Raw genomic sequence first — 18446 nt, 5'->3', positions numbered from 1 at the left:
CTGGTTTGGATCAAAAGGGTCGTGCGATTTTCCTTCGCGCGGCCCTTTTTCTTTGCCTATACGCCTTGCTTCGCCTCCATGGCTGGACAGGGCAGGGTGCGGACGATAAAAGCCAGTGATTTTGCAATATAGCCATCGTTCAGGATGGCGATGATGGACTCCAGCTGTGAGCGGTGTGTGGGCATGAGCGGTGTGAATGAAATTCGGTCGACCTTCCTCGACTACTTCAAGAAGAACGGACACGAGATCGTGCCCTCCAGCCCGCTGGTGCCGCGCAACGATCCGACGCTGATGTTCACCAATGCCGGTATGGTGCAGTTCAAGAACGTCTTCACCGGTCTTGAAAGCCGCCCTTATTCCACGGCTGCCTCGGCACAGAAATGCGTGCGCGCCGGCGGTAAGCATAACGATCTGGACAATGTCGGTTATACGGCCCGTCACCATACGTTCTTCGAAATGCTCGGCAATTTCTCCTTCGGCGATTATTTCAAGGAAGAGGCGATCACCCATGCCTGGAACCTGATTACCAAGGAATTCGGCATTGACCGCAACCGTCTTCTCGTCACGGTCTACCACACAGACGACGAGGCTTTTAATCTCTGGAAGAAGATCGCCGGTTTCTCCGACGACCGCATCATCCGCATTCCGACCAGCGACAATTTCTGGGCCATGGGCGATACCGGTCCGTGCGGCCCCTGCTCGGAAATCTTCTACGACCATGGCGACCATATCTGGGGCGGCCCGCCCGGCTCACCGGACGAAGACGGCGACCGTTTCATCGAGATATGGAACCTCGTCTTCATGCAATATGAGCAGCTGACGAAGGAAGAGCGCATCGATCTGCCGCGCCCGTCGATCGATACCGGCATGGGTCTCGAGCGCGTTTCGGCACTGTTGCAGGGCAAACACGACAATTACGATACCGATCTGTTCCGGGCGCTGATTTCGGCCTCCGTCGAGGCGACCGGCGTTCCGGCGGAAGGCGAAAAACGCGCCAGCCACCGGGTCATCGCCGATCATCTGCGCTCATCCGCCTTCCTGATCGCCGATGGCGTTCTGCCGTCCAACGAAGGCAGAGGTTATGTTCTGCGCCGTATCATGCGCCGCGCCATGCGTCATGCCGAGCTTCTCGGTTCGCGTGAGCCGCTGATCTACAGGCTGCTGCCGGCGCTGATACAGCAGATGGGCCGCGCCTATCCGGAACTGGTCCGCGCCGAAGCGCTGATTTCCGAGACCCTGAAGCTTGAGGAAACCCGTTTCCGCAAGACGCTGGATCGTGGCCTGTCGCTGCTATCCGACGCGACCTCTACCCTGCACAAGGGCGACATGCTGGACGGCGAGACAGCCTTCAAGCTTTACGACACCTATGGGTTCCCGCTCGATCTGACGCAGGATGCGTTGCGTGCCCGCGAAATCAGCGTCGACATTTCCGGCTTCACGGATGCCATGCAACGCCAGAAGGCGGAAGCGCGCTCGCACTGGGCCGGCTCCGGCGACAAGGCGACCGAAACGGTGTGGTTCGAACTGAAGGAGAAGTTCGGCGCGACCGAATTCCTCGGTTACGATACCGAAACCGCAGAAGGCGTCATTCAGGCGATCGTCAAGGACGGCAAGTCGGTGGAAAGTGCTGCCGATGGCGAGACGGTGCAGATCGTCGTCAACCAGACGCCGTTTTATGGCGAGTCCGGCGGCCAGATGGGCGATACGGGCGTTATCTCCGGCGACAATGGCGCCTTTACCGTCTCCGAAACCCAGAAAAAGGGCGAAGGTCTGTTCGTGCATTCCGGCACGGTGTCCAAGGGTGGGTTGAAGCTTGGTGAAGCCGTGCAGCTGACGGTCGATCATGACCGCCGTTCGCGTCTGCGTGCCAATCACTCCGCCACCCACCTGTTGCACGAGGCGCTACGCGAGGTGCTTGGCACGCACGTTGCACAGAAGGGTTCGCTGGTCGCGCCTGAGCGCCTGCGCTTCGACGTTTCGCATCCGAAGCCGATGTCGGCAGAGGAACTGAAGGTGGTCGAGGACATGGCAAACGAGATCGTGCTGCAGAATTCGCCGGTCGTGACCCGCCTGATGAGCGTTGACGACGCCATTGCCGAGGGCGCCATGGCGCTGTTCGGTGAAAAATATGGTGATGAAGTGCGCGTGGTGTCCATGGGCACCGGCCTTCACGGTGCGAAAGCCAACCGTCCTTATTCCGTAGAGCTTTGCGGCGGCACCCATGTTGCCGCAACCGGCCAGATCGGTCTTATCCGCATTCTCGGCGAAAGCGCCGTCGGTGCCGGCGTGCGTCGTCTTGAAGCCGTAACGGGGCAGGGCGCGCTCGCCTATCTCTCCGAGCAGGATGAGCGGGTAAAGGCGCTGGCTTCGTCGCTGAAGGTGCAGCCGGGCGAAGTGCTGTCGCGTGTCGAGGGACTTCTCGACGAGCGCAAGAAGATGGAGCGCGAGCTTGCCGATGCCCGCAGGAAACTCGCAATGGGCGGCGGTTCCTCGGATGCCGGCGCAAACGACGTCCAGCAGGTCGCCGGCGTCAATTTCCTGGCGAAGTCTCTCTCGGGTATCGACGCCAAGGATCTCAAGGGTCTTGCCGATGAAGCCAAGGTCAATCTCGGCTCCGGCGTCGTGCTGCTGATCGCCGTTTCCGAAGACGGCAAGGCGAGCGCTGTCGCTGCCGTGACCGAGGATCTGACGGCCCGTTTCAGCGCTGTCGATATCGTCCGCACGGCCTCAGCCGCCCTTGGCGGCAAGGGCGGTGGCGGACGCCCGGATATGGCGCAGGCCGGTGGCCCCGATGGCGCCAAGGCGCAGGAGGCCATCGACGCGGTGGCGGCGGCGCTGGCGGCATAATCAGGATGGACTGAGAAGGCGGGTTCTACCCCGCCTTTTTGATTCTGGATGTTGAACCACGAAAGGAATGCGATGCGTTTTGTAAATCCCATCCCTTTCGTGCGCGATATCAGCCGTTCCAGGGAATTTTATCGTGACACGCTTGGCCTGAAAGTACTGGAGGATTTCGGAAACTTCGTCCTCTTTGAAAGCGGCTTTGCGATACATGAGGGTCGTTCGCTGCAGGAGACGGTCTGGCGGACGTCGCCCGACACGGAAGAACCTTACGGCAGACGGAATCTGCTGCTTTATTTCGAACATGAGGATATCGACGCGGCTTTTCTAAGTATTGTCCCGCATGTGGAGTTGATCCATCCCGTCGAGCGGCAGACATGGGGACAGCGAGTTTTCCGTTTTTATGATCCGGACGGGCATGCAATCGAGGTCGGAGAACCACTCGGCCAAGCCAACGGGTAAGTCTGTCTCAAATCGATAGTTCGAAATGTAATCTTTGCGAGGGCAGATGTTCCGCTTCCGGGCAAAATGGCCTTCCCGTATTTTCAGCCCGCCGCCTGTAAGTCCTTCGCCGCTTCTTCATCGAGCTGGTTGGCTCGCTTGTAGGCGGCGCGGTCGGTCAGGTGTGCGAGATAGTCGGTAAAGGCCGGTCGTTTTTCGATGGTGCCGAACTGCAAGCCCCAGCCGACATGGGCGCCGACATAGACATCCGCCGCGGTGAAGAGGTCGCCGGCGACGAAGCGGTTTTCGCTGACGGCCCGTTCAAGCGTGTTTATTACATCCTCATAGCTGCCGCAGCCCGCCATGCGCAGCTTTTCCTTCGGCACTTCAAACCCCATGGCCTTCATGCTGACCGCCATTTCCAGCGGGCCGGCGGCGAAGAACATCCACCGGTAATAAAGCCCACGCGCTTTCGGCGTCGGTGCAAGGTTCGCGCCGGGAAAGGCATCGGCGAGATAGGCGCAGATCGCTGCCGCCTCGGTGACGATGGTATCGCCGTGCTTGATGGCCGGCACCTTGGCCATCGGGTTTATCAGCCGGTAGGCGGGCGATTTCATCGCGGTTTCGAAGCCCAGTATCTCCGTTTTATACGGAACGCCCACTTCCTCGAGCATCCAGCGGGCAATGCGTCCGCGTGACATGGGATTGGTGTAGAAGATCAGTTCACTCATGGTTTTGCCTCCCCAAGCAAAATCGCCGAAGCGTCACGGGAAAACCGGTGTGGATTTCGCGCCGACACGGTGCTTTTTTATAGTTCCCAGCATCATTTCCACATTTCTCAAGTTTGCGCCGATGCGTCCTTGAAATTTTGACTGTGCCGGGCAAGTTATGTGTAAGTAGACGCTGTTTCAGCTTTGTTTATTGTTGTAATGGCCTCGGCACGGTGCGGAATCGAAGTCTGCGCCTAGTGCAACGCCTAATCAAGATACTGTGAGCAAAAAAAGAAAACCCGGCGTTGCGGCCGGGTTTTCACGTTCGAATATTCAGACAGGTATGGCCTTGTTACTTCAGGCCGACATTGCCGTCTTGAGGTTTTCATCGATCTTGTCGAGGAAGGCCGTGGTGGAGAGCCAGGGCTGGTCCGGACCGATGAGGAGGGCCAGATCCTTGGTCATGAAGCCGCTTTCGACGGTGTCGACGCAGACGGTTTCAAGCGTCGTTGCGAACTTTGCGAGTTCCGCATTGTCGTCCAGCTTGGCGCGGTGGGCGAGGCCACGCGTCCAGGCGAAGATCGAGGCGATCGAGTTGGTCGAGGTTTCCTGACCCTTCTGGTGCTGACGGTAGTGGCGCGTCACGGTGCCGTGCGCGGCCTCTGCTTCGACCGTGCGGCCGTCCGGCGACATAAGAACGGAGGTCATCAGGCCGAGCGAGCCGAACCCTTGCGCAACCGTATCGGACTGCACGTCGCCATCGTAGTTCTTGCAGGCCCAGACGTAGCCGCCGGACCATTTCAGAGCGGAAGCAACCATGTCGTCGATCAGGCGGTGTTCATAGATGATTCCGATTTCGTCGAACTTCGCCTTGAACTCGGCCTGGTAGACTTCTTCGAAGATGTCCTTGAAGCGGCCGTCATAGGCCTTCAGGATGGTGTTCTTGGTAGACAGGTAAACCGGCCACTTGCGCATCAGGCCGTACATCATGGACGCGCGGGCGAATTCGCGGATGGATTCGTCGAGGTTGTACATGGCCATGGCGACGCCGGCGCCGGGAGCGTCGAAGACGTCCTTTTCGATGACCTGACCGTCTTCACCGACGAACTTGATCGTCAGCTTGCCCTTGCCGGGGAACTTGAAATCGGTTGCCTTGTACTGGTCGCCGAAGGCGTGACGGCCAACGACGATCGGCTTGGTCCAGCCGGGAACGAGGCGCGGAACGTTCTTGCAGATGATCGGCTCGCGGAAGATGACGCCGCCCAGAATGTTGCGGATTGTGCCGTTTGGGCTCTTCCACATCTGCTTGAGGCCGAATTCCTCGACGCGCTGCTCGTCGGGGGTGATCGTCGCGCATTTGATGCCGACGCCGTGCTTCTTGATGGCGTGTGCCGCATCGACTGTGACCTGGTCGTTGGTGGCATCGCGGTTTTCGACCGAGAGGTCGTAATATTCGATGTCGAGATCGAGGTATGGCAGGATCAGCTTGTCCTTGATGAGCTGCCAGATGATACGGGTCATTTCGTCGCCGTCGAGATCGACGACTGGATTGGCTACCTTGATCTTTGCCATGAATTCCTCACCTTCGAAGCTGTGGCGCCTGATGACGCCGGTATTCGGAAAAATATCCGGTGCGGCTATAGCATTGCGAGCGTCTGAGGCAAAGCCATGGGGGGCGCTTTTTTGGCGCGGTGCAATAACGCTTTGCGCATTGCCAAACCATATTGCCTGAATACAGTCAGGCGAATCGCTTCGCCCGCCTTCGGGCCTACCCCGGGATTACATCATGCGGAATATTCTGCTTCTGACTGCCGCCGTCCTCGTTTCCCACAGCGCTCTTGCGGCCGGGCCTGCCGATCCCGTCCAGAAGGTGATGGATATCACCGTCAAGAACTGGTCCGGCGATGCGGAAAACTGGAAATACATCTTCGACGAGGACATGCTGACCAGCCTGTTCAGCAAGGACTTCGTCGCGCAATATCGCGAGGCCTCCAAGAAGCCGGCTTACGAGGCGGAAAGCGGCGCGACCGGCGATCCCTTCGGTTACGATGTGGTGACGAATTCGCAGGATGGCTGCCCGCTGGCGGATGTTTCCGTAACTCCCGGTGCGGTGAAAGACGGCGTGACGGATGTGACGGCGAAGTTCAAGCTCTGGGCCTGCATGGACGAGGCCGAGATGAAGGCGACGGTGGACGAGGTGCATTTCGACGTGATCGAGGAAAACGGCCAGCCAGTCATCAGCGACATTCACCGGGTTGGCGATGAGGGCAGGGATTCGCTGCGCGAAGAGATGGCGACGATCATCAAGGGCGAATAAGAGGGCGTCCTGTGAGCGGGAATTTGGCGACAAAATCCCAACCAAACTCGACGTCATCCTCGGGCTTGACCCGAGGACCCATTGATTTCAATGGGTTGTGGATCCTCGGATCAAGTCCGAGGATGATGCCGTTGGGTTTTTGGCCCTTTCGTCAGTAGCCTGAAGCCAGACTTCCGCCCGCTCCGGCTTTGATTTTGGCGCCGATCTATGCCAGTGAAGCGCGCTTTACGATATCGGTCTAAAAATCGATGCAATGCTTCAAACTGGAAAACGACGATGGCAGGCACAAACAGCGAGCTTGAACTTCTGGCGGAAGGCCCGGCGATCATTCTGGTCGAACCGCAGCTCGGCGAAAATATCGGCATGGTGGCGCGGGCGATGGCCAATTTCGGCCTTGCCGAATTGCGTCTGGTCAATCCGCGAGACGGCTGGCCGAGCGAGAAGGCGCGTGCCGCCGCTTCCAAGGCCGATCATGTCATCGACGCAACGAAGGTGTTCGAGACGCTGGAAGAGGCGGTCAAGGACCTGAACTTCGTCTACGCGACCACCGCGCGTGCGCGTTACGGTTTCAAGCCGGTGCGTGCGCCAGGCGCTGCCGCCGAGACGCTGCGTGCGAAATTCAAGACGGGCGACAGAACCGGCATACTGTTCGGGCGTGAGCGCTGGGGGCTTACCAATGAGGAAGTGGCGCTGGCCGACGAGATCGTGACATTTCCGGTCAATCCCGCCTTTGCTTCGCTCAACATCGCGCAGGCCGTGCTTTTAATGTCCTATGAGTGGATGAAATCCGGCATGGACGATCTGGAGGAGACGCTTTTCCAGCCGGTCGAGCAGCGGCCCTCCACCAAGGAGCAGGTTTTCGGCCTGTTCGAACATATCGAGGAAGCGCTGGATGCGCGTGGTTATTTCCATCCGCTCCCAAAAAAGCCGAGAATGATCGACAATCTACGTGCGGTGCTGTCGAGACGCGGATTTTCCGAGCAGGAAATCAGCGTCTTCCGGGGCGTGATCAATACGCTCGACCGTTTTCCCCGCCGCTGGCCGAAGCAGGTCGGCAAGGTGGAAACGGCAGAGGGGATATCGGCGGAAGGTACGGGGGAGAATGCTGAAAACGAGTGAGGCGGCGGCCAACGAGCTGAAACCGGTGCTGGTGTTCGATTCCGGCATTGGCGGGCTGACGGTTCTGCGCGAGGCGCGCGTCCTGATGCCCGAGCGCGGTTTCATCTATGTGGCCGACGATGCGGGTTTCCCCTATGGCGGCTGGGAAGAGGAGGCGCTGAAGGCGCGCATTCTTGCGCTCTTCGAAAAGCTGCTTGAGGATTACAGCCCCGAAGTCTGTGTCATCGCCTGCAATACCGCCTTCACGCTGGCCGGGGCCGATCTTCGGGCTAAATTTCCGGACATGACCTTCGTCGGCACCGTTCCCGCTATCAAGCCGGCGGCCGAGCGCACTCGTTCCGGTCTCGTCTCAGTGCTCGCGACGCCGGGCACCGTCAAGCGCGCCTATACGCGCGATCTCATCCAGTCCTTCGCCTCGCAATGTCATGTCCGCCTCGTGGGGTCGGAAAATCTGGCGCGCATGGCGGAGAACTGGATAAGAGGTGAGCCGATATCCGACGAAGCGGTGCTTGCCGAAATCGAGCCCTGCTTCATCGAGAGCGACGGTCGGCGCACGGATATCGTCGTTCTCGCCTGCACCCATTATCCCTTCATGGCCAATGTGTTTCGCCGGCTCGCCCCCTGGCCGGTGGACTGGCTCGACCCGGCCGAAGCGATCGCACGGCGCGCCCGCCATCTGGTGCCGCTGCCGCAGGATGCGGAGCATCCCGATGGTTTCGACTTTGCCGTGTTCACGTCAGGCAAACCGGATTTCGCCACGCGGCGGCTGATGCAGGGTTTTGGCCTCAGCGTCTCGTTGACCTGAGTGTTTGTTGCTTTTTTGCATCTATCCCATTTGAGTTTTTCAATTCGAGATTGCGGCCTCTTGTCGCAGCCGGCATCTCGTGTAAGATGTCTCTCGTCTGTAACCGCTATAAAAGGAGGCGTGGAATGACTGACTATATGAATATGCGCCTTAACGGCATGTCTGGCATTTCCGGCATGGTCTTCTGTGGTTACATGTCCCGAGGCATCGACCTCCGATAAGGCTTATGGCCTGATTTCCCTGCCGTTTGGCATTTTCACTTCGTCCGACATCTGAATTGTGTGTCAGCGCTTCCGCGTGTTGCGCCCACCGTTCCGGCATGTCGTTTATCCATCGATAAAGGACCTGGTCGCTTCGTCGCGCCGGGATGGATTTCTCATGCAGAAAAATCAACCATTGGTAGCATATGCGCTGCCGGATGCGGTCGACCGTTTGTTCGTCACATTCGGCGTCTGGAAAACCCTGAAGGCTGTTCTCGTCGCGGCGATGGTGCCGCGTCTACCGCCGACCGATCTTGCCGATCTGCCTGAACGCCTGCTGGACGATATCGGCCTGGAACCATCGGCCCGCAAAAGGCGGCGGGAATGGGCCGCTCCTCACTGGGCGCCGAGGTTTTGATGGCGGCGGCCTCTCCGGCGAGAATAAGCCGGGGAGGTTTTGTCTGTGTCGCTCAATGTTGTTGTGGCACTGATACGATTCAAAGCGAATGGATTGTCCGTGTTGCGTGCGGAGTGATCATCTTCTCTCCGTCATGCTCGGGCCTGTCCCGAGCATCTGCTCACGTTTCGAATTTCCGATACGTTGGCAGATCCTCGGCACAAGGCCGAGGATGACGTCGCATATTCATTGAAGGGAGTGGTTCTAATGATGAAATTTCCGGTTCACCCTGGTGAGTTGCTACGGGAGGAGGTCATTGTCGCACTTCAGCTTTCCGTAACAGACGCTGCGCAAAGGCTCGGTATGCCCCGTATGGCGCTTTCGCGTGTGTTGAACGGGCGGGCAGGCGTCAGCCCTGATCTTGCCCTGCGGCTGGAGCGGGCAGGGGTCAGCACGGCGCGTGCATGGTTTGCCATGCAGTCGAATTACGAACTTGCATAAGCGATGAAACGGGAACAGCCGCCCATTCGCCCGCTCGAAGACAAAGCGGCGTGATCCTCAAAAAATATGGCTTGATACCGGGCGCTTTTGATGGCTTGCTCGGCAAATCAGGTAAGGGGAGATTTCATCATGCCACTCGAGAACTGGCTGGCCTTCGTGGCCGCATCCGCCATCATGCTCGCTATTCCGGGACCGACGATCCTGCTGGTGATTTCCTATGCGCTGGGGCATGGGCGCAAGGCGAGCACGGCGACGGTGACGGGCGTGGCGCTTGGAGATTTTACCGCGATGACGGCCTCGATGCTGGGGCTTGGGGCGCTGCTTGCCACATCGGCGGCCCTTTTCACCGGCCTGAAATGGGTTGGTGCGGCTTACCTCATCTATCTCGGCATCAAGCTGTGGCGTTCGCCGGTTGGCGGCGAAGGTGCGGAAGGCACCGGCGTAACGGGCCGTGAAAGGCCGCTTAAAATCTTCCTGCACGCTTATATCGTCACGGCGCTGAACCCGAAAAGCATCGTGTTTTTCGTTGCCTTCCTGCCGCAGTTTCTCGTGCCGACGCTGCCCTTCTGGCCGCAGGTGCTGATTTTCGAAGCGACATTCCTGGTGCTTGCCACCTGCAATGCTGCCCTTTATGGACTTCTGGCAAGTGCTGCCCGCAATACGATCCGCAAGCCTAGGGTTCAGCGCATCGTCAACCGCACGGGCGGTGGTCTCCTGATCGGCGCGGGTCTTATTACGTTTGGCTGGAAGAGGGCGGTTTCGGCGTAAAGCGCGCCTGTCGACCGCCTGAAATTCGGACATAACAAAATGGCAATGCCGCATATTCTTCTTGCCCTGATCACCGTGTTTTTGTGGGGCTTCAACTTCGTCGTCATCAAGATCGGCGTTGCCGACATGCCGCCCTTGTTCCTGACGGGGGTGCGCTATCTCTTTGCGGCCGTGCCGTTGGTGTTCTTCCTGCCGAAACCCAATGTGCCGTGGCGGCATATGATCGTTTACGGCATGGCGATGGGTTTCGTGCAATTCGGCCTGCTTTACCCGGCCATCAAGCTCGGCCTGCCGGCGGGGCTTGCTTCGCTCGTCATGCAGTCGCAGGCCTTCTTCACGCTGGCGCTGGCCGTGGTGTTTCTCGGCGAGCGGCCGTTGCCTTCACAGATCGTCGGCGCGATCGTTGCCTTTGGTGGGCTGGCGGTCATCGGCGTGGAGCGTATGACGGCAGCAGCGCTGATACCGCTGCTGATGGGGGTCGGCTCGGCCATTGCCTGGGCCTGTGGCAATATCGTCAATCGCCGCATCGGCCAGGTGAACGCTGTCTCCTTTGTCGCATGGACGAGCCTTGTACCCGTTCTGCCGTTGGTCCTGCTTTCGCTGGTGGTGGAAGGACCTGATGCGATTGTGGAAGGGTTGCTCAACGCGACGCCGACGATGGCTCTCGTGGTGATCTACATGGCCTATGGTGCGACCATCGTCGGCGCGGGCATCTGGAGTTACCTGCTTCTGCGTTATCCGGCCGGAACGGTGGCGCCGTTTTCGCTGCTGGTGCCGATTGTCGGTTTCGTCAGTGCCTATCTCGCTTTTGCGGAGCATATTACTGTCTTCGAAGTGGTTGGTGCCGCGTTGGTCATCATCGGACTGATGCTGAATGTGTTCGGCAGGCGGCTTTCATTTTCGCGGGTTTCGTCCGGGGCCGCGTAGGTGCGGCGCAATTGCCTGTGCATTGTGTGGATGTAACAGACGCAATCCCGGATTTTTTGGTAAAGAGCATGTTCGGCCGCCCGCACGGGAATCGGCGCGATTTGATCGAGCACGAGGAATTGAACATTGCAGGTCGGCATCGACATGGGGACCCTATCGGGCGGGCAGGCGGCCAAGCTCGATATTGAGGAATTGCTTGCGACACGCCTGTTGGTGCAGGGCAATTCCGGGTCCGGCAAGTCGCACCTCCTGCGCCGGCTTCTGGAGCAATCGGCGCAATGGGTGCAGCAGGTCATCATCGATCCCGAGGGCGATTTCGTCACGCTGTCCGACAAGTTCGGCCATGTGGTGGTGGATGGAGAGCGCACGGAAGCCGAGCTTGCGGGCATTGCTAACCGCATTCGCCAGCACCGCGTCTCCTGCGTGCTGACGCTCGAAGGTCTTGATGTCGAACAGCAGATGCGTGCCGCAGCCGCATTCCTCAACGGCATGTTCGATGCGGATCGTGAATTCTGGTATCCCGTGCTTGTCGTGGTGGATGAGGCGCAGATGTTTGCGCCCTCCGTCGCCGGTGAGGTGACCGAGGATGCGCGCAAGGCCTCGCTCGGCGCCATGACCAATCTGATGTGCCGTGGGCGAAAGCGCGGGCTTGCGGGCGTCATCGCCACGCAGCGTCTGGCCAAGCTTGCCAAGAACGTGGCGGCAGAAGCCTCGAACTTCCTGATGGGCCGCACCTTTCTCGATATCGACATGGCGCGCGCGGCTGATCTGCTCGGCATGGACCGGCGGCAGGCGGAAATGTTCCGCGATCTGCAGCGCGGCAATTTCGTGGCGCTTGGGCCTGCGCTGTCGCGCCGCCCGTTGCCCATCGTCATAGGCACGGTGGAAACCTCGGCGCGCTCGTCCTCGCCGAAGCTGATGCCGCTGCCGGATGCACCACAGGATGTGGAAGACCTGATCTTCACGCCGGATCCGGAGGAATTCACCCGGCCCGCCACGCGCCGCACGCCGCCGGCACCGCGTCCGACCACCGATATTCTGGCGGAACTGTCCCGCTCCACCCCCGCCGCCGCTGGACCCTCCACGGATCAGCCACGCGCCGGCCAGGTTGAAATGACGCCGGAGGAACGCGAGGAGAAGATTGCGGCCGTGCTTGCCGAAATTCTCGACGATCCCCAATCGGCCTATCGCACCGACGCTGTGCTGTATCAGGACTTTCTGGTGCGCGCCCGCATGCGCCGCATTCCCGGCACGCCGATGCCGCTTGCGGAATTCCGCCGGCAGGTGGCAATTGCCCGCTCCGGCGTGGATGCGGCGATGGCGGCAAGCGAAGGTTGGCAAAAGGCGCTGGAACTGTCGATGTCTGTTTCCGACGACTTGCAGGGTGTTTTCCTGCTGCTGGTCAAGGCGGCGCTCAATGAGGAGGCATGCCCGTCCGACGCCCGTATCGCCCGCGCCTACGGCACCCATTCCGCCCGCCGTGCGCGGCGGCTTCTCGGCTATTTCGAGGAGAAGGAGCTTGTGGTGGTGCATGCCGATTTCTCCGGCAAACGCATCGTGGCTTTCCCCGATCTCGACGCAAAGACCGCACCCGGCGATGCGGATGCGGCAGAGGATGTCGCGAAGCTTGCGGCGGAGTAGTTGGGGCAGGTTTTCCTGCCACCAACGTTTTTCAAGCCTTACTCGATGGCCTTGGCTTCCTTGCGCGTCGCGATCAGCGACCCGATGATGCCGGTTGCGAGGATGGCGACGGTGACGCCTAGCGATACGGCGGGCGGGATCTTGGCGATGCCGAGCATGTCAGCGACGAAAATCTTCGAGCCGACAAAGACCAGAACCGCAGCCAACGCATATTTCAGATAGGCGAAGCGGTGGATCAGGGCGGCAAGCGCGAAATAGAGTGCACGCAGGCCGAGGATTGCGAAGATGTTCGACGTATAGACGATGAACGGATCGGTGGTGATCGCGAAGATCGCCGGGATCGAATCGACTGCGAAGATCAGGTCGGCGATTTCGACCATGATGAGCGCCAGAAACAGCGGCGTTACGAAGGTTTTCAGCTTGCCGGTGGTCCCATCCGTCTCCTTGACGAAGAATTTCTCGCCATGAAGCCTATCTGTCACCGGCAGGCGGCTGCGCAGGAATTTCAGGATGCGGTTGTTGCCGATGTCCGATTCGTCGTGGTCGGACGAAAACAGCATCTTGAGGCCCGTGAAGACGAGGAAGGCCGCGAAGAGATAAAGCACCCAGTGGAAATTTTCGACGATGGCAGCGCCGCCGGCGATCATGACACCGCGCAGCACGATGACGCCGAGGATGCCCCACAACAGCACGCGGTGCTGATACTGGCGGGGAACGGCGAAGTAGGAGAAGATCATGGCGATGATGAAGATATTGTCCATCGCCAGGCTTTTTTCGACCACGAAGCCGGTGACATATTCCATCGCCGACTGCTCGCCGGACTGGTACCAGATCCAGCCGCCGAAGGCCAAGCCGATGGCGATGTAAAAGCCTGACATCATCAGGCTTTCACGAATGCCGATTTCGCGGGAATTCTTGTGCAGCACGCCGAGATCGAGCGCGAGCAGGCCAAGAACGAGAGAAATGAAAACGCCCCACATCCATGTGGGCGTGCCGAGAAAATCCGTAAGGAGGAAGTCCATCAGTCAACCTTTAGCCGGACGAGGTTGGCTTTGCGGATGGGGAACGCGTATCAACAATCGACGTGGGCCCCAACCTTCAAGAGACTCGACATCACGTGTTGTCCGGTAACACGCCAGAGGGGCCCGAGTCCTGATTACGGCTTAGAAGTGGGTGGGCCTTCCGGCTTTTCAAGGGGTGTTTCGAGAAAAAAGCGGCGGGCTTTGTTTGACAAATTTGTAAAACGTGTTTAGAAGCCGCCCCAACGCCGGGCAGTCATGTCCGGTGTGTTTCGTTGACTGCCCTGCAGTTTATAAGCTGACGTTCGGCGGTCAACATCACCGACATGTCCCGTGGTCTCTCCATTCGCATGTGAGAAACCTGTCAGAGGTCCTGAAACGGGCTTCAGAGGAGGGCGTGTTTCCTCAAACCGGTTTGGCAACAAACCGGCATAACCTATTGAGAAGGAAATACGATGAGCAAGCGCGAATCGGCTAAGTATAAAATTGACCGCCGTATGGGCGAAAACATCTGGGGCCGTCCGAAGTCCCCGGTAAACCGCCGCGAATACGGCCCGGGCCAGCACGGCCAGCGCCGCAAGGGCAAGATGAGCGACTTCGGCACGCAGCTGCGCGCCAAGCAGAAGCTCAAGGGCTACTACGGCGAACTGCGCGAAAAGCAGTTCCGCGCCACCTACGACGAAGCAAACCGTCGCAAGGGCGATACCTCCGAGAACCTGATCGGCCTGCTCGAGTCGCGTCTGGACGCCATCGTCTACCGCGCCAAGTTCGTTCCGACCGTTTTCGCATCGCGTCAGTTCATCAACCATGGCCACGTCACGGTTAACGGCGTTCGCGTCAACATCGGTTCTTACCGTTGCAAGCCGGGCGACGTTATCGAAGTTCGCCAGAAGTCCAAGCAGCTGGTGACCGTTCTCGAAGCTGTTCAGCTCGCAGAACGCGACGTTCCTGATTACATCGAAGTCGATCACAACAAGATGGTTGCGACCTATGCTCGCATCCCGGCTCTGTCTGACGTTCCGTACCCGGTCGTCATGGAACCGCATCTGGTCGTCGAATTCTACTCGCGTTAATCGGCGCGTTTCAGTATTGAGAAAGCCGCCCCTCGGGGCGGCTTTTTTGTTTGCTGGGGAAGGCTTTGCATGCAGGACATTCAGGCGATCGTCGATTCCATTTACGACAGCATGGTGCCGCGCTTGGGCGAGGGCAAGGTTGCGGATTACATTCCGGAACTCGCCAAGGTCGATCCGAACCAGTTCGGTATCGCCATCACCACTGTCGACGGAACCACTTATACGGCCGGCAATGCGCTCACGCCGTTTTCGATCCAGAGCATCTCCAAGGTCTTCATGCTGACGCTGGCGCTCGGCAAAGCGGGCGAGACGGTGTGGAACCGGGTGGGGCGTGAGCCGTCGGGGTCGTCCTTCAACTCCATCGTCCAGCTGGAGCATGAGCACGGCATTCCGCGCAATCCCTTCGTCAATGCCGGCGCCATCGTGGTGACGGATATCGTTCTTTCCGGCCACCAGCCGCGCGAGGCGATTGGCGAGCTTCTGCGTTTCGTCCGTTATCTCGCTGACGATGACACGATCAGCATTGATGACACCGTGGCGAAATCCGAGCAGGCGACGGGTTTCCGCAATTTCGCGCTTGCCAATTTCATGCGGTCCTTCGGCAATCTGCATCACCCCGTTGAATATACGCTGGGCGTCTATTTTCATCAGTGCGCGCTGTCCATGACCTGTGCGCAGCTTTCACGGGCCGGTCTTTTCCTTGCCAATCGCGGCCGCAATCCGCTGAGTGGTCATACGGTTGTGTCAGACCGACGCGCGCGGCGCATCAATGCGCTGATGCTGACCTGCGGCCATTATGACGGATCGGGCGATTTCGCCTATCATGTCGGCCTGCCGGGCAAGAGCGGCGTGGGCGGCGGCATCATGGCAGTCGCGCCGGGCAAGGCGTCGATTGCCGTCTGGTCGCCGGGTCTCAACAAGGTCGGCAATTCGGCGCTCGGGTCACATGCGCTCGAAATGCTGGCGACGAAAACCGGCTGGTCGGTATTCGGGGCTTGATATTGCGGGCGGATGCGGGCATTTCCAGCATTGAAAATGGCTAAACGCCAGAGCGGGCTAATCATGAACATCGTCACCAGCATCGCAGATGAGGTCGAGGCCGATCAGGACCTGTCCGGAGAAAGCGGCGGTTCGCATCCGCTGTTCGACGCGGCGCCCCGTTCGGTTTCCTTCAACAAGTTGCGCAAGCGGCTGTTGCGCAATATCCGTCAGGCCTTCGGGGATTTCGGCATGCTGAACGGCCAGAAGCGCTGGCTGGTCGGCCTTTCCGGCGGTAAGGACAGCTACGGTCTTCTGGCGCTGCTGCTCGATCTGAAGTGGCGCGATCTTCTGCCTGTCGAACTCATTGCCTGCAATCTGGACCAGGGTCAGCCGAATTTCCCCAAGCATGTGCTGCCGGAATATCTGGCAAAGATCGGCGTTACCCATCGCATCGAATATCGCGACACCTATTCCGTCGTGAAGGAAAAAGTGCCTGCTGGCGGCACCTATTGTTCGCTCTGTTCGCGTCTGCGGCGCGGCAATCTCTACCGTATCGCACGGGAAGAGGGCTGCGACGCGCTGGTGCTCGGCCATCACCGCGAGGATATTCTCGAGACCTTCTTCATGAATTTCTTCCATGGCGGCCGGCTGGCGGGCATGCCGGCGAAGCTGATGAACGACGAGGGCGACCTGATGGTGCTGCGTCCGCTTGCCTATTGCGCCGAAGACGATCTGGCGAAATTCGCGGCGGCCATGGAGTTCCCGATCATTCCCTGCGACCTCTGCGGCTCGCAGGACGGGCTTCAGCGCAATGCCATGAAGGAGATGCTGGCCGACATCGAAAGGCGCATGCCGGGCCGCAAGGACGTGATGCTGAGGGCGCTTGCCCATGTCAATCCGTCGCATCTGCTCGACCCGAAGCTTTTTGATTTTTCGGCGCTCGCTGTCACCGGGGCGTCACCTGAAGAGCGTACGGAGGCCCGCCCTCCCTTATGAAGAAGTGCCCCGAGCAATGACCCTTTCCGACAAAGATATCGACTTTCTCGTTTCCACCGTCGCCGCCGCCGGCAGGCAGGAAATCATGCCCCGCTTCCGCAATTTGAGCGCAGGCGCGATCTCTGAAAAGACCTCCGCCGTCGATCTCGTCACTGAGGCCGACATTCTGGCGGAAAAGGCGATCACCGCCGCTCTGCTTCAGCGATTTCCGAAGGCCCATATCGTCGGCGAAGAGGCATATGATGCCGATCACTCTGTCATTCCCGCACTTGCCGACGCGCCGCTTGCCTTCGTGATCGATCCCATCGACGGCACCTTCAATTACGCTTCCGGCTTTCCCGCTTTCGGTACGCTGCTCGCTGTCACCGTCAAGGGTGAGACGGTGGCGGGCATCATCCACGATCCTGTCATGGGCGATACCATCGTCGCGCTGAAAGGCGAGGGCGCGTTTCTCAACCGCAAGGATGGCTCGCAAGCAAAGCTCAAGGTCGCCGAACCCACGCCATTGTCGGAAATGGTCGGCATCTTTTCCTGGGGCCACAGCCATGAGGATCGCCGCCCCGTGATCGCGGCCAATATGGCCAAGATAAAGATGGCGCTTTCGCTCAATTGCTCGGCGCATGAATATTGGCTTGCCTCGGCCGGCAAGCTGCATTTCATCGGTCATGAAAAGCTGATGCCCTGGGATCATCTCGCCGGTGTTCTCATTCATCAGGAAGCGGGCGGCTACACGGCCCGTTTCGACAACACGCCCTACCGGCCAGGGCAGACGACGGGCGGCATCCTGTCAGCTCCCGATAAGGAAAGCTGGAAGATGCTGCGCCGGGAAATCGTGGCCTTATAATATTTATGCTCAAATAGAAGGATATCGCCCATGGCTATAGAACTCGACATCGCCTCTCTCGCCAATGCGCTTCAGGAGGCGGCGGCAGTGGAAATCCTGCCGAGGTTCCGTAATCTGGGCGAGGGCGACATCAGGGTAAAGAGCGAGGCGATCGACCTCGTGACCGAGGCCGACGAGGCTGCTGAGCGGCTGATCCGCGCCCGTGTGCAGGAAATCATGCCCGAGGCGCTGTTCATCGGCGAAGAGGCCGTTGCGGCGGATGCCTCGCTGCTCGGCAAGCTTGCGGATGCCGATCTTGCCGTGGTGGTCGATCCGATCGACGGCACCTATAATTTCGCCTCCGGCCTGCCGCTCTTCGGTGTGATGATGAGCGTCATCTCGAAGGGTGAAACCGTTGCCGGCCTGATCTTCGACCCGATGGGCAACGACTGGGCCATTGCCGAAAAAGGCTCCGGCGCCTGGCTTTGCGCCGCCGACGGTTCGCAGACGCAGATGTCCGTTGTGCTGGCGCCTGAACTGTCGCAGATGGTGGGCATCGCCAATACCGGCTATTTCGATGTGGAGACACGCCGCAAGATTCTCATGAACCTCGCGGATGTGCGGCTCTTCACCAGCTATCGCTGCGCCGCGCATGAATACCGCCTGTTCTGCGGCGGCCATATGCATTTCCTGATGTATAACAAGCTGATGCCCTGGGACCATCTGGCCGGCACGCTGCTTTCGCAGGAAGCGGGCGCCTATGCCGCCCGTCTCGACGGATCGCCCTATCTGCCGCGCCATGTGGATGGTGGGCTGCTGCTTGCGCCAAACCAGGAGACCTGGGAATTGCTGCGCGAGAAGATCTTTACGGTTTGAGCGAAGCACGG

18 protein-coding genes are annotated in these 18446 nt (G+C 59.5%); 15 read left to right on the top strand and 3 right to left on the bottom strand.

The annotated features are described in order from the left end of the window. Positions 1-183 precede the first annotated feature (183 nt). Both alaS and QSK43_RS04655 read left to right on the top strand, forming a co-directional pair. A complete protein-coding gene (gene alaS / locus QSK43_RS04660; protein ID WP_332302478.1) occupies positions 184-2847 on the top strand; it encodes an alanine--tRNA ligase in 2664 nt (887 codons plus the stop codon). 72 nt (positions 2848-2919) lie between these two features. Continuing rightward, entirely contained in the window at positions 2920-3303 is a 384-nt protein-coding gene (locus QSK43_RS04655) for a VOC family protein (RefSeq protein WP_332302477.1), read from the top strand. Positions 3304-3386: 83 nt separating this feature from the next. Here the strand turns inward: QSK43_RS04655 and QSK43_RS04650 are convergent, their stop codons facing one another. Further along, positions 3387-4013, bottom strand: coding sequence for a glutathione S-transferase family protein (locus tag QSK43_RS04650; protein WP_332302476.1), 627 nt, complete (start codon positions 4011-4013; stop codon positions 3387-3389). Positions 4014-4349: 336 nt separating this feature from the next. Further along, complete coding sequence (locus QSK43_RS04645; RefSeq protein ID WP_332302475.1) at positions 4350-5564, bottom strand: NADP-dependent isocitrate dehydrogenase; 1215 nt, start codon at positions 5562-5564, stop codon at positions 4350-4352. Positions 5565-5778: 214 nt separating this feature from the next. On the opposite strand from QSK43_RS04645, the gene QSK43_RS04640 reads away from it, so the two are divergent. From QSK43_RS04640 to QSK43_RS04605, 8 genes are all read left to right on the top strand, one after another. Then, positions 5779-6309, top strand: coding sequence for a hypothetical protein (locus QSK43_RS04640; protein ID WP_332302474.1), 531 nt, complete (start codon positions 5779-5781; stop codon positions 6307-6309). A gap of 276 nt (positions 6310-6585) precedes the next feature. Continuing rightward, complete coding sequence (locus QSK43_RS04635; RefSeq protein WP_332302473.1) at positions 6586-7428, top strand: RNA methyltransferase; 843 nt, start codon at positions 6586-6588, stop codon at positions 7426-7428. After that, a complete protein-coding gene (gene murI / locus QSK43_RS04630; RefSeq protein ID WP_332302472.1) occupies positions 7412-8233 on the top strand; it encodes a glutamate racemase in 822 nt (273 codons plus the stop codon). Before QSK43_RS04635 ends, murI begins: the two co-directional genes overlap by 17 nt. 378 nt (positions 8234-8611) lie before the next feature. Then, positions 8612-8851: a hypothetical protein gene (locus tag QSK43_RS04625; protein WP_045023105.1), complete on the top strand. Its 240-nt coding sequence runs from the start codon at positions 8612-8614 to the stop codon at positions 8849-8851. A 246-nt stretch (positions 8852-9097) separates the two neighbouring features. Beyond that, complete coding sequence (locus tag QSK43_RS04620) at positions 9098-9331, top strand: HigA family addiction module antitoxin (RefSeq protein WP_332302471.1); 234 nt, start codon at positions 9098-9100, stop codon at positions 9329-9331. Between the two features lie 129 nt (positions 9332-9460). After that, entirely contained in the window at positions 9461-10099 is a 639-nt protein-coding gene (locus QSK43_RS04615) for a LysE family translocator (RefSeq protein ID WP_045023101.1), read from the top strand. A 39-nt stretch (positions 10100-10138) separates the two neighbouring features. Continuing rightward, positions 10139-11026, top strand: coding sequence for an EamA family transporter (locus tag QSK43_RS04610; RefSeq protein ID WP_332302470.1), 888 nt, complete (start codon positions 10139-10141; stop codon positions 11024-11026). 126 nt (positions 11027-11152) lie between these two features. After that, positions 11153-12667 carry an ATP-binding protein gene (locus QSK43_RS04605; protein WP_332302469.1) on the top strand — a complete coding sequence of 505 codons (1515 nt, stop codon included), beginning with the start codon at positions 11153-11155 and terminating at the stop codon, positions 12665-12667. A gap of 38 nt (positions 12668-12705) precedes the next feature. Here QSK43_RS04605 and QSK43_RS04600 read toward each other — a convergent pair whose 3' ends face one another. After that, positions 12706-13689 carry a TerC family protein gene (locus QSK43_RS04600; RefSeq protein ID WP_332302468.1) on the bottom strand — a complete coding sequence of 328 codons (984 nt, stop codon included), beginning with the start codon at positions 13687-13689 and terminating at the stop codon, positions 12706-12708. Between the two features lie 452 nt (positions 13690-14141). Between QSK43_RS04600 and rpsD the strand changes: the two genes are divergently transcribed. From rpsD to QSK43_RS04575, 5 genes are all read left to right on the top strand, one after another. Continuing rightward, positions 14142-14759: a 30S ribosomal protein S4 gene (gene rpsD, locus QSK43_RS04595; protein ID WP_003516040.1), complete on the top strand. Its 618-nt coding sequence runs from the start codon at positions 14142-14144 to the stop codon at positions 14757-14759. Positions 14760-14828: 69 nt separating this feature from the next. Then, positions 14829-15758, top strand: a complete 930-nt coding sequence (locus tag QSK43_RS04590; protein WP_003495341.1) for a glutaminase — start codon at positions 14829-14831, stop codon at positions 15756-15758. Positions 15759-15821: 63 nt separating this feature from the next. Next, complete coding sequence (gene ttcA / locus QSK43_RS04585; protein ID WP_332302634.1) at positions 15822-16736, top strand: tRNA 2-thiocytidine(32) synthetase TtcA; 915 nt, start codon at positions 15822-15824, stop codon at positions 16734-16736. A gap of 16 nt (positions 16737-16752) precedes the next feature. Beyond that, positions 16753-17580 carry an inositol monophosphatase family protein gene (locus QSK43_RS04580; RefSeq protein WP_045023093.1) on the top strand — a complete coding sequence of 276 codons (828 nt, stop codon included), beginning with the start codon at positions 16753-16755 and terminating at the stop codon, positions 17578-17580. A gap of 30 nt (positions 17581-17610) precedes the next feature. Continuing rightward, positions 17611-18435, top strand: a complete 825-nt coding sequence (locus QSK43_RS04575) for an inositol monophosphatase family protein (protein WP_332302467.1) — start codon at positions 17611-17613, stop codon at positions 18433-18435. Positions 18436-18446: the final 11 nt, after the last annotated feature.

Origin of the sequence: Rhizobium sp. GR12, assembly GCF_036596185.1 — a bacterium.
Lineage (GTDB): Bacteria > Pseudomonadota > Alphaproteobacteria > Rhizobiales > Rhizobiaceae > Agrobacterium > Agrobacterium nepotum.
Note: the sequence above shows the minus strand (reverse complement) of the source record. Positions and strands in the feature narration are given on the sequence as shown.

Excerpts from the sequence above, each read along its gene's own strand:
- murI (WP_332302472.1), top strand. The coding sequence starts at position 7,412 with ATGCTGAAAACGAGTGAGGCGGCGGCCAACGAGCTGAAACCGGTGCTG.
- QSK43_RS04625 (WP_045023105.1), top strand. The coding sequence starts at position 8,612 with ATGCAGAAAAATCAACCATTGGTAGCATATGCGCTGCCGGATGCGGTC.
- QSK43_RS04600 (WP_332302468.1), bottom strand. The coding sequence starts at position 13,689 with ATGGACTTCCTCCTTACGGATTTTCTCGGCACGCCCACATGGATGTGG.
- QSK43_RS04640 (WP_332302474.1), top strand. The coding sequence starts at position 5,779 with ATGCGGAATATTCTGCTTCTGACTGCCGCCGTCCTCGTTTCCCACAGC.
- QSK43_RS04580 (WP_045023093.1), top strand. The coding sequence starts at position 16,753 with ATGACCCTTTCCGACAAAGATATCGACTTTCTCGTTTCCACCGTCGCC.
- QSK43_RS04635 (WP_332302473.1), top strand. The coding sequence starts at position 6,586 with ATGGCAGGCACAAACAGCGAGCTTGAACTTCTGGCGGAAGGCCCGGCG.
- QSK43_RS04610 (WP_332302470.1), top strand. The coding sequence starts at position 10,139 with ATGGCAATGCCGCATATTCTTCTTGCCCTGATCACCGTGTTTTTGTGG.
- QSK43_RS04590 (WP_003495341.1), top strand. The coding sequence starts at position 14,829 with ATGCAGGACATTCAGGCGATCGTCGATTCCATTTACGACAGCATGGTG.
- QSK43_RS04645 (WP_332302475.1), bottom strand. The coding sequence starts at position 5,564 with ATGGCAAAGATCAAGGTAGCCAATCCAGTCGTCGATCTCGACGGCGAC.
- QSK43_RS04655 (WP_332302477.1), top strand. The coding sequence starts at position 2,920 with ATGCGTTTTGTAAATCCCATCCCTTTCGTGCGCGATATCAGCCGTTCC.
- QSK43_RS04575 (WP_332302467.1), top strand. The coding sequence starts at position 17,611 with ATGGCTATAGAACTCGACATCGCCTCTCTCGCCAATGCGCTTCAGGAG.
- ttcA (WP_332302634.1), top strand. The coding sequence starts at position 15,822 with ATGAACATCGTCACCAGCATCGCAGATGAGGTCGAGGCCGATCAGGAC.
- rpsD (WP_003516040.1), top strand. The coding sequence starts at position 14,142 with ATGAGCAAGCGCGAATCGGCTAAGTATAAAATTGACCGCCGTATGGGC.
- QSK43_RS04650 (WP_332302476.1), bottom strand. The coding sequence starts at position 4,013 with ATGAGTGAACTGATCTTCTACACCAATCCCATGTCACGCGGACGCATT.
- QSK43_RS04615 (WP_045023101.1), top strand. The coding sequence starts at position 9,461 with ATGCCACTCGAGAACTGGCTGGCCTTCGTGGCCGCATCCGCCATCATG.
- alaS (WP_332302478.1), top strand. The coding sequence starts at position 184 with ATGAGCGGTGTGAATGAAATTCGGTCGACCTTCCTCGACTACTTCAAG.
- QSK43_RS04620 (WP_332302471.1), top strand. The coding sequence starts at position 9,098 with ATGATGAAATTTCCGGTTCACCCTGGTGAGTTGCTACGGGAGGAGGTC.